The 12,312-nt window shown below is 69.2% G+C and carries 12 protein-coding genes; 6 read left to right on the forward strand and 6 right to left on the reverse strand.

Annotated elements, in window-relative coordinates; translation table 11 throughout:
- Positions 1 to 27: 27 nt before the first annotated feature.
- The 5 genes from ACGF3C_RS19465 to ACGF3C_RS19485 form a co-directional block, all read right to left on the reverse strand.
- On the reverse strand, positions 28 to 732 hold the full coding sequence (locus ACGF3C_RS19465) for a methyltransferase domain-containing protein (protein WP_393223693.1): 705 nt from the start codon (positions 730 to 732) through the stop codon (positions 28 to 30).
- A 187-nt stretch (positions 733 to 919) separates the two neighbouring features.
- Positions 920 to 1,414 carry a hypothetical protein gene (locus ACGF3C_RS19470; RefSeq protein WP_393223695.1) on the reverse strand — a complete coding sequence of 165 codons (495 nt, stop codon included), beginning with the start codon at positions 1,412 to 1,414 and terminating at the stop codon, positions 920 to 922.
- Between the two features lie 424 nt (positions 1,415 to 1,838).
- Positions 1,839 to 2,825 (reverse strand): tyrosine-type recombinase/integrase, encoded by a 987-nt coding sequence (locus tag ACGF3C_RS19475; RefSeq protein WP_393223698.1) that lies wholly within the window; start codon positions 2,823 to 2,825, stop codon positions 1,839 to 1,841.
- Between the two features lie 91 nt (positions 2,826 to 2,916).
- The gene (locus ACGF3C_RS19480) at positions 2,917 to 3,495 is read right to left on the reverse strand and encodes an XF1762 family protein (protein WP_393223701.1); all 579 of its coding nucleotides are present in this window, start codon (positions 3,493 to 3,495) and stop codon (positions 2,917 to 2,919) included.
- Positions 3,488 to 4,225, reverse strand: a complete 738-nt coding sequence (locus tag ACGF3C_RS19485; protein ID WP_393223704.1) for a hypothetical protein — start codon at positions 4,223 to 4,225, stop codon at positions 3,488 to 3,490. The genes ACGF3C_RS19480 and ACGF3C_RS19485 overlap by 8 nt, the downstream gene beginning before the upstream one ends.
- A gap of 594 nt (positions 4,226 to 4,819) precedes the next feature.
- Here ACGF3C_RS19485 and ACGF3C_RS19490 point away from each other — a divergent pair.
- The 5 genes from ACGF3C_RS19490 (at position 4,820) to ACGF3C_RS19510 (ending at position 10,590) form a co-directional block, all read left to right on the forward strand.
- On the forward strand, positions 4,820 to 6,295 hold the full coding sequence (locus ACGF3C_RS19490; protein WP_393223707.1) for a S8 family serine peptidase: 1,476 nt from the start codon (positions 4,820 to 4,822) through the stop codon (positions 6,293 to 6,295).
- Between the two features lie 33 nt (positions 6,296 to 6,328).
- The gene (locus tag ACGF3C_RS19495; RefSeq protein ID WP_393223710.1) at positions 6,329 to 6,922 is read left to right on the forward strand and encodes a hypothetical protein; all 594 of its coding nucleotides are present in this window, start codon (positions 6,329 to 6,331) and stop codon (positions 6,920 to 6,922) included.
- A 1-nt stretch (position 6,923) separates the two neighbouring features.
- Entirely contained in the window at positions 6,924 to 8,282 is a 1,359-nt protein-coding gene (locus tag ACGF3C_RS19500) for a WXG100 family type VII secretion target (RefSeq protein ID WP_393223714.1), read from the forward strand.
- Positions 8,283 to 8,641: 359 nt separating this feature from the next.
- A complete protein-coding gene (locus ACGF3C_RS19505) occupies positions 8,642 to 10,225 on the forward strand; it encodes a hypothetical protein (RefSeq protein WP_393224468.1) in 1,584 nt (527 codons plus the stop codon).
- The gene (locus ACGF3C_RS19510) at positions 10,222 to 10,590 is read left to right on the forward strand and encodes a hypothetical protein (RefSeq protein ID WP_393223717.1); all 369 of its coding nucleotides are present in this window, start codon (positions 10,222 to 10,224) and stop codon (positions 10,588 to 10,590) included. The genes ACGF3C_RS19505 and ACGF3C_RS19510 overlap by 4 nt, the downstream gene beginning before the upstream one ends.
- 168 nt (positions 10,591 to 10,758) lie before the next feature.
- Here the strand turns inward: ACGF3C_RS19510 and ACGF3C_RS19515 are convergent, their stop codons facing one another.
- Positions 10,759 to 11,322, reverse strand: a complete 564-nt coding sequence (locus ACGF3C_RS19515) for an HAD domain-containing protein (RefSeq protein ID WP_393223720.1) — start codon at positions 11,320 to 11,322, stop codon at positions 10,759 to 10,761.
- Positions 11,323 to 11,353: 31 nt separating this feature from the next.
- On the opposite strand from ACGF3C_RS19515, the gene ACGF3C_RS19520 reads away from it, so the two are divergent.
- Positions 11,354 to 11,974, forward strand: a complete 621-nt coding sequence (locus ACGF3C_RS19520; protein WP_393223723.1) for a hypothetical protein — start codon at positions 11,354 to 11,356, stop codon at positions 11,972 to 11,974.
- The last annotated feature ends 338 nt before the right edge of the window (positions 11,975 to 12,312 follow it).

Genomic DNA, 12,312 nt, shown 5'->3' on the forward strand with positions numbered 1-12,312 from the left:
CCACGGTTACGGGTGCCTCGGCAAATTTCAGCGGTTCGCGAAGACGAACCCGCCTTTGACGTTCGGGGCTGGCCGGTGCAGCATTTCGGCCTCGACGGTGAAGCCGGCGGCGTCCAGCCAGGCCGCGACCCCGTCCGGCGGGCGGCGGTGCACGTAGACGTGCATCGGGTGACCGCCGTAGCCCTCCGTCTTCAGTCGACTGCCGTCGCCGGCGTGAAAACCGAGCAGCACGACTCCGCCGGGCCGCAGCACCCGGCGGAACTCGGCGAGGACCGCGGGTACCTTCTCGTCGGGAACGTGGATCAGGGAGAACCAGGCAAGCAGGCCGGTCAGAGAGTCGTCGGGCAGGTCGAGGCGGGTCATGGAGCCCACCTCGAAACGCAGGCCGGGATGGTCCCGCCGGGCAATCTTGATCATCGCGGGTGACAGGTCGACACCGAAGGCGTCCAGGCCGAGACGGTGCAGGTATGCGGTGAGCCGGCCCGGGCCGCAGCCGACGTCGGCGACCGCCCCGTTCCCTTGGGCCCGCACCAGCTCGGCGAAGAGCGCAAGGATGCCCCGCTGGAACGGTTCGTCGGAGAGAGCGTCGCGCAGCAGGTCGGCGTAGCTGACCGCCACCGTGTCGTAGGAGGTCCGGGTGTCGTCCGTCGAGCCAACCGGGAACGACCATGCGCTGCACGATAACGCCGACTCAGCCAACGGCATCGGTCGGGCCGACAACATGTCTTTCATAGCCCATGATCACGTGCAGGGAATCTACCGCCGTTCGTGCGCTGCGGAGGGGTGTCACGGGTGGCTCGTGCCGGCCGGCGTACAGGGACAGCTTCGGCCAGCGGTGGGGTTCGGCCGCGCTTCCTGGCGTAAGACGAGCGTCGATTGCTTCTTCGGAAGCGGTGTCTCGGCCCGTTGTGAGTTGCCTTCAGACGGCAGGATGACGCCACTCCTTGAGCCGGCGCGCGGGGATGTCGCCGGCCGACGGCCAGAGTTGTACCCGCCACCTGTCGCCGGGGGTGATCGAGCCGGGCCAGCCGCGGTTGATGAACCCCCGACCCGATATTCGTGCGGCATACCGACCGCTCGGCACCTCGAAGTTGGCGACGGCGTCCGTGGGGCTGAAGTAGCGAAGCACGTCATCGACGACCAAAAGGCTGGCCTCGAAGGCCTCCTCCCAATCCTCGTGATCGTCAAGCGGTCGGTCGTCCCACACCTCTAGACGGAACGGCATCTCGAAGTTGTTTTGGTGAGGGGAGATGACGATGACCCCGTGGTCGTCTGCCGCGATGCCCGCGCCGTTGATCGCTTGTTCGAGCAGGGTTGTGTCGGCATTGGGCGATGGATTGCCGCAGAGGTAGAACTGCCCGTAGTCGAGCCGAACGGCTCTCTCCTCGACCCGGCGTGGTGCTGACGCGCTCACGTAGGGCATTCTGCCCGATCGGCGACGCAACACCACGCGTCCTTTTGGCCGAAATCCACATGTGCGTCCGCGATGCCTCGACTTAGCCTGACCGGACGGCACCGCCGCCCCCGCGGCGATGGGACCCGGTCCTGCCTATGCACTCGGATCTGTATGCCGACGGCGGGACTTTCGGGACAGTTCCGCCAGCTGCAACATGTACGCCTTCCTAGCGTGTCGTGCCATTTCCGCGCGTACATCTGCATCGAGCAGGCCCTCGGGGTCGACCTGTCGATCGAAGCGATCCAGGAAGCCCTGCGTCCCCGCTGCCGTACGGGCGCGACGGTCGGTCGTTTTGGCCCAGCTTGCGTGGGCGGCTATGCGTGCCCGGCGTCGACGCTGCTCCGGCGTCAGACCCGTCGACCCGGCTGTCCGCTCTTCGGGCTCAGACACGCTCACCGATCCCAACGCGGGATTGGCTCTCCTGGGCGCGTTCGGCGGCTGCGCTGGCGCCGTAGTGCCGGGGCATGTCGTCTGAGGTCCAACCGAGCAGCAGCATCAGGTCGCCTGTGTCGCCGCCGGCGCGCTTCCACTCGTGGGCGAAGTTGTGCCGCCAGCGGTGGGCGTGGACGTTGGGAACCCCTGCGCGTCGGCCGCGACGTTTCAGCATGAGCTTGATGCCGTTGGCGGCAAGTGCCCGTATGCCTCGATCCGCGAGCCAGAGTTCAGCCAGGAGCGATCCTTTGTGCTGGGCCCGTGCTCGGAGGTAGCGGCTCATGGCCCGCGCCGTCTTGGGTCCCAGCCGTACCCGGCGGTCCTTGGCGCCCTTGCCGTGGTAGCGGACGGTGTCTGTGTCGGCGAGGCTGACGTCGTCAACATGAAGGTTGGCGACCTCGGACAGCCGTGCTCCCGTGTTGTACAGCAGGCGGATGATCGCCTCGTCTCGACGGTCGACGAACGCCCGGCCGCGACACGTGTCCAGGATGCGTCGCGTGTCGTCGTCACGCATGATCGGGATCAGCTTCTGCGGCGTCTTGGGCTGCCGAACCCGCTCCATCGGCGACCGATCGATCTCCTCCTCGTCGAGCGCGAGCCATTTGAAGAACTGCTGCAGAGCTTTGTGCTTGTTCAGGGCGGTTGCGGGTGAGCGAGTCTCCACCATCCACGCCTGGAACTCCTCCACGTGTGCCCGGGCCACGGCAGTGGGATCGTGTGCTGCCTCCGACGTGTCAGGTGCCGATGCCACACGGTCCTGCAGGTAGCGGGCCAGTTGTGCCGCGGCGAGCAGATAGTTGTAGCGGGTCGTCTCCGGATAGTTCCCGGACCGTAGTGACCGATGCCAGTCCTCCAGGAAACCGCGCCACGGAGCGGGCAGACCAGCAAGCATCTTTCCTGCGTCTATCGCCATCGGGTGACGCTCCAGGTCGAGCATTCGGCGAGGACCGGCCGCAGGGTGCGGATGAGCCTGTCGCGGTGGTTGAGCAACCGATCCGCCGGTGCGTGCGCGGCTGCGGTGTGGCCGGTCACCGTGGGCCCTGTTCCTCTCTGGCCTGCCGGGGGACGCGGTCGGCGGTTTCGGTTCGGGTACGCCAGTCCTCGGTGGTGACCTGCCAATGTGTGCGGGTTGCGTCGCCGGTGCGGCGCGGCGCTCGGTGCCGGCTGAGCCGATTTCGCCCGTGCGCGGGAGGCGTTTCGGTGACGACCTTCCAACCCGTGGCCCGTAGGCCGGCGGCGGGCCTGTCGGTGTGGGTGTAGGTGATCATGCGCTGGTAGCCCATGCGTCGGGCGACTCGCCATGCGGCGGCAAGCAGGACCGAGTAGGCGTTGCGTGGCCCGTCGGTTGCCAGGCGGGTGACTTCGGCGGTCAGGCCGTCGTCGTGGTGGCGGGCGTCGGGACGGCCGACCATTGCGACTCCGATCAGGTTGCCGGCGTGGTTGGTCAGTCCGAGGGAAAACGTGTGTCCCTGCGGTCGTTCGAGCTGCTGGTGGTGGGCGCTGATGTAGGCGCACGCCTGCCGGTAGCTGATCGGCCGTACCCGCGGACGGGCTGGGCGGCGACGCGACGGGCGGTGGTGGGCGGAAGCCTCCGGCTGGTCAGTCACGGTGGCCTGCCCGTACGACGAAGACCAGTAGGTGCAGGGCAGTCGGCGAGCCGTGCAGATTGGCCGCCGAGCGTGTGGCGTCTGCGCTGTCCGCAGTGAGGCCTACTGGTGTGGTGATCGCGAGGATGTGCTGGAGGTAGTTCACCCCGCCGGCGTGGGCCTCGGGGACAAGCCCGGCCAGGTTCACGACCTCGGTGGGCGCCGGTTGGGTCGGACGCTGCTCGACGATGAGGAGCGCGAAGCCGTCCGGGGTGATGACCAGCCGGAGGGCATGGAAGAGATCGGCCACCGCACGCTTGGCCGGCCTGGGTCGCGCGAGCGGCTGGGGTCGTGGCCAGCGCAATACGACCAGGTCGACCTGCTCCACGGTGTCGAGGTCGGCCAGGTCCGCAGTATGGGTGACCGGGCGGTAGGTGCGGCCTGCGGCAATGCTCTCGTCGCGAACGGTCGGGTCGGCGTCGAAGTCGACCACGGTCGCGCCGCGCCGACTGTAGACGGCGATGATCCGACGCGCCAGCAGGCGGCGGAACGTGGACTCGCTGATCTCGCCAAGGGCGCCGCTGCGCCACACCGATATCCAGATCGGCGAGCCACCGACGATGACGTCGACGTGAAGGAAGTCGCGGTGGTGGTCGAAGGTGGAGCTGTCGGCGTATGGGTCGGGTCTGCCGTCTCGGGACGACGGGTTCGGCCCGTTGGGATTCTCGGGTGTCGCGGAGGATCTGGTCATCGGTGGGTGGCTTCCACACCGGCTGGCCCGTGCTCACGACCACCAAGAGCGGTCGTGACGGTGGGTTTGCTGGGGGAGCAGTGAGTTGGCTACCCAACGGTTGGCCAACCGTTGGCCAACGGTCGGCCAACCTCCGGTCCGGCGGCGGTGCCGGACTGCCGCGGCGGGTTGCCGACGAGTCTGGCGTGGATGACAACCGTCGGATCACCTGCACGAGGTGCGGCGCCGGCTCAGCTGGTCACACAGGGTGGCGGGATCTTGACGCGTTGCGCTAGCGTCTCACCTGCGCCGCGGCCGGGTTGGTTGCGGCCATGCAGTGGAGGTTCGCGTCGCGGATCCGCCGCCACAAGAGACGGAAGGGCGTGAACGGGGTGTTCGAGGTCGGAGCAGCGACTGCACCTCCGTCCGGGACGTCGGCACGATTCTGAACGAGGTCGACGGCGCCGTCGGCGCTGCCCGTGCAGAGAACGTTTGCACCGAGATGAGCAACGCCAACCAAGGTGCGGGCTGGGAAAATCAGACGTGCGGCTCCGGTCCGGTTCGAGCCGGACCGAAGCCGCACGCGTAGCGAGTCGATGAGGTTCGGGGAGTGCCGTGCGTACGGGTAAGGGTCGCCGATCGGTGCTGAAGGTCGCCGTCGCCGTGTCGATGGTCGGCGTGGTGGTCGGGTCCGGGGTGGTGGGCGTGCCAGCTCCAGCGTCGGCGGCAGACACGGTACGCGGCCTGCAGTGGTATATCGACGCGCTGCAGATCCCGCAGGCCCACGAGATCACCAAGGGGCGGGGGGTGACGATCGCTGTCATCGACAGCGGCGTCGACGCGACGCACCCGGCGCTCGCCGGCCAACTGGCCGGCCGCCCCGGTGCTGCCCCGGCGGGGTCGCCGCAAGGCTGGGTCGACCGGGACAAGGAGGCGGGCCATGGCACGTCGATGGCCGGCCTGATCGTCGGGCGGGGCGGCGACCGGAACCGGCAGCTGGGGGTCGCGCCGGAGGCGAAGGTCCTGCCGATCGCGCTGAGCGGCAGCGAGGGCAATGGCTACGACGGTGAGGTGGCGCGGGGCATCCGTTGGGCCACCGACGCCGGAGCTGACGTGATCAGCCTGTCCATCGGCTTCGAGCAGCCCGCCAGCATCCGGATCGTCGAGGCTGTCCAGTACGCCCTGAGCAAGAACGTCGTGCTCGTCGCGGCGACCGGCGCGGGCGGTCGGACGGTCGACTCCCCGGCGAACGCGCCTGGTGTGATTGCGGTGAACGCGACGACACGATCGGGAGGCCTCGCCAGCGCCTCGGTCGTCGGCCCTGAGGTGGTCCTCGCTGCACCGGGTGACGACATCATCGCTCCCGTGCCGACGGTGGTGGAGGGCAACGGTTACGCGGTTGCCTCGGGCACTAGTCAGGCGACCGCCATCCTCGCCGGTGTGGCCGCGCTGGTGCGGTCACGCTACCCGAACCTGGACGCGGCGAACGTGATCAATCGCCTTATCCGAACGGCCCGCGACGCGGGGGTGCCGGGTCGGGACCCGGAGTTCGGCTTCGGCACGGTGGACGCGCTTGCCGCGCTGCAGCGCCCGGTGCCAGCCGTAGACGGCAACCCGCTGCTGGCTGCCGGCGCGCAGCCGGGTGAAGCGACGACCGCCCCGAAGGGCAAGCAGGCCGAAGGGCCGGCTGTCGCCATCAAGGTTAAGAACAAGACCGGCATCATGGTCGCGGGCGTGCTGTGCCTGGCCGTCGTCCTCGGCGCGGTCGTGCTGGCCCTAGTCGTCGCCCGCCGCCGGCGCCGTCGCACCGCGCCGCCGGTTGGACCCGAACTGGGCAGAGCGCTGGTGGGTGGTGCGGGGTTCCCGCCGCCCGGATACGGGCACCCGGCCGTCCCGCCGCCCGGCTACGGTCCGCCGGGAGGTACGCCGCCCCCGCGGTCAGATGCTGCGCAGCATCCTCATCCCCATCAGCCCAGGCCGCAGCCCGTACCCCCATTCCCTCCGCCCACGTCGCTACCGGGGCAGCCCGGTGGATCTGGGCAGCCCGGGACCGCACCGCCCCAGGGCTTGGGCGGCGCGCACCAGCGCTGACACACCACCGACCGATCAACGGGGAGGACGGAGATGAGCGACGAGGGCAACAGTGCACCGCAGGTGGAGGGCTGGATACGGGTGCCGCCCGGCGTCGCCGACGCGATGCCGGCGGGCAGCCCGTTGCGGCCCATCGCCACGGTGGCTGCGCACGGGCCGGCCGTGGGGTTCCGTCAGGATGACGTCCGCGCCGGCGCAGGATCGGCGCCGTCGCAGCTCGTGGGCGGGCCCGGTCAGCGCGACGTCACCGAGTGGGAGGCGGACCGTCTGGAAGCGGCCGCCGACAACATCGAGCGGCACGCAAGCTACCTGCGCCGGCTCGCCGTCGACATGGCGGAGATCAAGGACCTGCTCGGCGGCGAAGCGGCGCTCGCCAGCCCGGGCGGCGCGCTGGGCGGCTTTCCCAAAGGGCTGAGCCTGGCCGCCGCTCACCATGCTCTGCACCGGACGACCTCGGAGTCGCTGACGAATCTCTCCAACGACATGTACCGGGCGGCTGACGCGCTGCGCGAGGCCAAGCGCAAGTACGACACCGCCGAGGACGCGAACAAGATGTCAGCGCAAGAGATGCAGCGAACTTTGAAGGCCAGCGGCCCTGGTCCGGGCAGCAGCACGGAAGGAGTCTGATGTGAGCGCTCTGAGCTGGGAGGACATGGCGCGGCAGGTGCTGGTAGCAGGCCGGCCGGCCGACATCACCAGCGCCGCGTTGGGCTGGCAGGCGCTGTTGGGCAACGTCGAGGAGGTCAAACGGCTGGTGGACGCCGACGTCCTCGACCTCGGCGAGAGCTGGAAGGGGCCGGCGTATGACGCGTTCCGTACGCACATGGAAGGGCTGACCAAGCAGGCCGAAACGATTGTGGACGGCGCCCGGGAGTCGGGCAGCGGTCAGCACAGCATCGTGACCGTCCTGCAAACCGCGGCGCAGGATCTGGAGCGTGCGCAGAACGCGATGCCGGTCCCACAGGGGTGCGTGGGTGACCTGGCGGCGGCCCGCAACGGTGCCATCGTCATCGACACGGGGCTGTTCGAGGCGAGCATCCGGGCCGACTTCGCGGGTAGTTGGCCGATGGAGAAGCTCGGCCAGCTCAACGACCGGATCGGCGAATTCTTCAACAACAACACCGAGGACGCGCGCAAAGCCTACGACCAGGTCAGCGACGACTACGCAGCCCGGGAGCGGGAAACCCCCGGAGGTGCTCTGTCGGAGAAGCGCACAGGCAGCGGCCCGAGCGGGGTGGACCTGGAAGGTCCGACGGGCACCGGCGGTGCCGGCCAGGCGGCCAGCCTCGGTGGAGGGCCTTCAACCGGCGGGCTCGGCGGTGAACCTTCTCTGGGAACCGGTCACGTCAGCTCCGGCGGGGCGGGTTTCGACCCGGGCACCCACCCGGACCTCTCCTCCGGCACTGGCGGCTACGACGGAAACGCCCCAAGCGGCAGCGGCAAGCCCGCGGGCGTCGGCAACGACCTCGGTGGCGGCGCTCCGGCCGGCGAGTACAGCAGCGGCCTGGCCGGCGCAGGCGCCGGTACGGGAACCCTCACCGGCGTGAACTCCGGGTTCGGTGCCGGCGGTGGCGTGCCCAGCGCGACCGGCCTGGGCGCCGGGGGCGGTGGTCTTGGTGGGACGGCAGGCCTGGGCGGGGCCGGTGCCCACATCCCGGGCGGTGGTTCCCTGGGCCGCCCGGTCAGCCTCGGCATGTTCTCGATGATGGGTGGCGCGGCTGGTACCGGTGGTTCCGGGCGCGGTGCCAATGGTCCGTCCAGCAGGGGCGGTGCGGCGATGGCGCCTGGCATGGTCGGCGCTGGCGGCCGGGGTGGGTCCGGCAGCACGGGTGCCCGGGCGGTCGGCGGCGGCGTCCGGGGCGGCCTGATTGGGACGAACGGTGGGGCTGACGACGGCAACGAAGAGTCCCAACACGGCACCTGGCTCAGGGAAGACGACGACGTATGGGGCGCGGACGACGACGGCACGGACGGCGTGTTGCGCTGAGGCTCGCCCTCGACCAGTGCTCCGCAGGTTGACGGCAGCGGTCGTCTCTGGGGTCGTGCCCGACAATGATCGCGGCAGACCCAGCCGGAGAACAGGGATACCGACGCGCCTCCAGGTGAGCCCAACAGCGGGGCGGCGTCACCCAACAACGGCGAGTCTCGGCCCAACGGCGGCTGGCTGCCTCCTCCGTACCGCGAAGATCATTTATCTGGTTTGGGCCATGTCTGGCGGTTGGTTGCCACCCGCTGTGAAGTCGCCGTGGGGCTACGGGTGAATGCGCTCGCTCGGTCGGCTCATGGGCGACAGAATGGCGGCGATCGTGGTGACCTGCGGTGGGAACGGGGGCGTCGGTGGGCGCGATGTCGCTGGGCACAGTGCTGCGGCGGTGGCTGCGAGCTATGTCTGCCAGCTCGAGCGAGTCGCCTGAACGTGACTATCTGCCTGAGCTGCCGGCGATCGAGTGGGTGCGGGCTGGGGCCGGGGGTGCTGATCGAAGCGTTAGTCCCGCAGAGTTCTCTGCCGTGTTGCTGACGGTGGCCCGTGACGGTGAGCCGGGCATGCGGGCTGTGGCTGTGGATGCGCTTGGTTCCGCTGAGGCGCGGTGGTGGTTGGCGGTGGATGAAGCGCTGCGGGAGCGGTGGTGGTCGGCGCCGCGCTGGTCGCGGAGCCTCGCGGCCGAGCTGGCTGAGGGTGAGGTGGAGGTACTCCGCCTGGTCGTGGCCGGCTGCCACCGTGACGGGCGGATCCGCGAAGCGGCGGTTGCTCACCTGGCTGAGCAGGCGCACCCGGCTGCGTTGGCGGTGCTCGCGCTTCGGAGCGTCGACTGGGTGGGCGAGGTGCGCCAGCGGGCAAGGGCGGCGGTGGATGGTTGGCTGTCGTCATCGCGGGGGTCGTTGACCCAGCTCACGGAGATGGCGTTCGCCATGCGCGGTCGAGGTCGGGGCGCCTGGCTGGCCGAGCGCGTCGAAGGTGTCCTGCGGGACCTGCCATTGGACGGCTTGGAGCCGTTGCTGGCGGCGCGGGATCGGCGGACCCGGCGGGCGGCGTACCGCGCCGCGACGGCCGGTGGCCTGTTGAGTGTGAGCCGGTTGATCACGGCCGCGATGAAGGACGATGACCTGCCGATCCGGTCCCTGTGCGCCCGAGGTGCCGTTCAGGCCGCGACGGACCCGGCTCAGTTGCGGGGGTTGCTGGTCAGCCGTACTGCGCTGGTTCGGGCTGAGGCGCTGCAGGCCGTGACTGCGGTCGGTGATCTGGGTGCTGCTGAGGCGGCGTTGCCTGATCGGCATCCGCTGGTGCGGGCGATCGCTCAGGCCGGGCTCCGCCGCAGCGGCGCGGATCCGGCAGAGTTCTATCGCCTGCTTGCTCGGCGGGAGCCGCCGGCGCCGGGGGTGATCGCCGGGCTGGGCGAGACCGGTGGCGTCGAGGATGCCGGCCTGGTGCGACGGTGGCTGGCGCATCCACGTGCGCGGTGTCGGGTCGAAGTGGTCCGCGCATTGCGTCGCCTCGGCGTGACCCGGTCGGCCGAACTGGCGCCGCTGCTGCGCGACGAGTCTGGCGCGGTGACCCGCCAGGTGGTGGCGGCCCTGCGCCACGACCTCGGCATCCTTGACCAGGAGATGCTCGAGGCCCTACTCAGGCCGGGCAACGCACCGCATGTCCGGTTCGCGGGCTACCGGTTACTGATCGCGGGGAACGCATGGCAACGGCTGATCACCAACCTACGGCTGATCGACGATTCCGACGACCGGTTGCGGGGCAGTGCGCGGGCGGACCTCACCGCGTGGCTCAATCGGCAGGCGGCCACGAGCTACCACGGTCCAACCCGCGATCGTGCCGTCGAACTCGACAAGCTGATCGAGCGTGCTCGCCCGATCCTGGGTGAGGACAAGGTCCGGCTGCTGCGGTTCCATGCCGGCCTGCCCCATCAGGCGTCGCTATGACCGGCGACGACACACCTCGCCCGCTCAGCGACGTCGAGCGGGACGTCATCGCGCGGCTGCTGTCCGTGCCATTCCGTGGGCGCGACGAGTTGCGTGCGCAGTTGCCGTTCGCCACAGTCGAGGGTCGGTGCGGGTGCGACTGCGCGACCGTCAACCTTGCTGTGGACCGTGCCGCAGCGCCGGCTCCGGTGTTGTCCGCTGCACCAGTCTCGGCTGACATCAGCAACGACGAGATCTACGCCGGCATCGTCCTACTCGTCGATGGTGAGGGCTATCTGTGCTGCCTGGAGGTCTACTCCATCGGTGACGAACCCGTCCGGCGGCTCCCACCCGCAGAGCAGATCAACGCCCGTCCGCAGAGGTAAGCCTCAGCCTTCAGATGGACGGACGGCGCAGCAGCCGGACGCAGGATTAACCGCACGGTCTTGGGCTCATGTCGGACCAGCGGCGGCCGGCCCGGTATCTGGGTGTGCCTAGTGAGTCTGTCGATTTGAGTCGTCGGTGTGTCGCGGCACCCAATACTGGTTGGGGATTCAGGCCGCCCCACGCGGCGGTGTGTCACGAATCCTGTGTAGCCAGTCCATAAGTGCGGCGTAGTCAGCATCAGTGAGACCCTGGCGGGGCTCGACGCGATGAAGCAGGGCGTGTCCTGCGTGATGTGCTGACACCCAGGCTCGGTCGGCGTCCGTGATTTCGTCGTCGACCCAGGCGAAGGGGCGGCCTGCAGCCCAATCAACGAGGGCGCGGGTCTTCCAGTGCAGCCCGTTCCGCTCGTGCTGCTCGTCGGTGTCGGTCGGCTCCGGCCAGATCACCACCGCCAGCTGCGGCAGACCGATCCGTGGCGCGATGGTCTCGTTTGCGTCGTCCATCCATGTCCTGGCCCAGACCAGATCGCACCGTAGCGCCGTCAACCGGGGTCCGTGTTCGGGATTGATCCTGCACAGAAGCGGATTCGAGCTGGTCTCTCGTGGTGCAGTGCCCGTCTCGCACGTTGGGTATTGCTGCGGTCCACCGAACGGAATGAGGGGTCCGTCAACATCGAGGAAGAGCAGCGGACGCCCTGCAGAGCCGGTCACGGCAGCACGATATCGGTTCATCCTGGCCGGTCCGAAGCACTATCGTGCCGGCGTGATCATCGGTGATGGTGCCCCACTGGGCATGGAGGCCGCGCGTCGACTCGCGCAGACCGGGTGTTGTGAGATCGCGCCGGGCTTGACGGATGCGGAGTTCGATCGCATCGAGCGGACGTACGGCTTCGAATTCGCCGATGACCATCGGGCGTTCCTTGCGGAAGGGCTGCCGCTGAACGTCCCGTTCGAGCCGGAGGAGGGAGTTTCCTATGCGTGGGAGAAGCCCTGGCCGGACTGGCGCGATGCGAACTCCGGTGCCATTCGTGAGCGACTGGAGTGGCCCGTGGAAGGGGTGCTCTTCGACGTGGAACACAACGCGGTGTGGCACGACACCTGGGGCGATCGGCCGGCAGGCCGCGATGAGGCGTTGGAGACCGCGCGGCTCAAGCTTGCGCAGGCGCCACGGCTGGTACCCGTCTACGGGCATCGGTTCCTGCCCGCCGGGCGTGGAGGAACCGTCGGGCACCCAGTCCTCTCGATCGTGGAGACCGACATCATCCACTACGGCATGGACCTGGTCGACTACATCCATCAGGAGTTCGGCGGCCCGGGTATGGACAGGACAGATCCGCGCTGGAACCCGAAGGCGACGGTGGCGTTCTGGCGGGACTTCCTCTGACCCCTCCGGCACGCCGGAGCAACCTCGACCCATGCCGCCGTCGTAGCCCTTCCGGTGTTCAACTGACCGCGCGCCAACTGTCGAGGCTCCCGACTGCTCGGTCAACGGGACGTGCTCGTACCGGAAAGGGCCTGTAGGGCCGATCGCAGGCGTCCAACGCGACCTGCGGGCAAGGACAGCCATCAGTCCTGGCCTGTCGAAGGCCCGTTCCACCGCATCCACCCCTCCGGGCCTCGCTCCGGGTGGGTGTTAAACCTCCTGTAGATCGCTGGGCGAGTAGTGCGATCAGCAGATCCACGGAACGCTACGGTCCGATGGCGGTCACCTGCTCAGCCGGG

The organism is Micromonospora sp. NPDC047762 (genome assembly GCF_043204655.1).
In the GTDB taxonomy this organism is placed as follows: Bacteria; Actinomycetota; Actinomycetes; order Mycobacteriales; family Micromonosporaceae; genus Micromonospora.

Excerpts from the sequence above, each read along its gene's own strand:
- ACGF3C_RS19465 (WP_393223693.1), bottom strand. The coding sequence starts at position 732 with ATGAAAGACATGTTGTCGGCCCGACCGATGCCGTTGGCTGAGTCGGCG.
- ACGF3C_RS19475 (WP_393223698.1), bottom strand. The coding sequence starts at position 2,825 with ATGCTCGACCTGGAGCGTCACCCGATGGCGATAGACGCAGGAAAGATG.
- ACGF3C_RS19485 (WP_393223704.1), bottom strand. The coding sequence starts at position 4,225 with ATGACCAGATCCTCCGCGACACCCGAGAATCCCAACGGGCCGAACCCG.
- ACGF3C_RS19495 (WP_393223710.1), top strand. The coding sequence starts at position 6,329 with ATGAGCGACGAGGGCAACAGTGCACCGCAGGTGGAGGGCTGGATACGG.
- ACGF3C_RS19505 (WP_393224468.1), top strand. The coding sequence starts at position 8,642 with ATGTCGCTGGGCACAGTGCTGCGGCGGTGGCTGCGAGCTATGTCTGCC.
- ACGF3C_RS19510 (WP_393223717.1), top strand. The coding sequence starts at position 10,222 with ATGACCGGCGACGACACACCTCGCCCGCTCAGCGACGTCGAGCGGGAC.
- ACGF3C_RS19515 (WP_393223720.1), bottom strand. The coding sequence starts at position 11,322 with ATGAACCGATATCGTGCTGCCGTGACCGGCTCTGCAGGGCGTCCGCTG.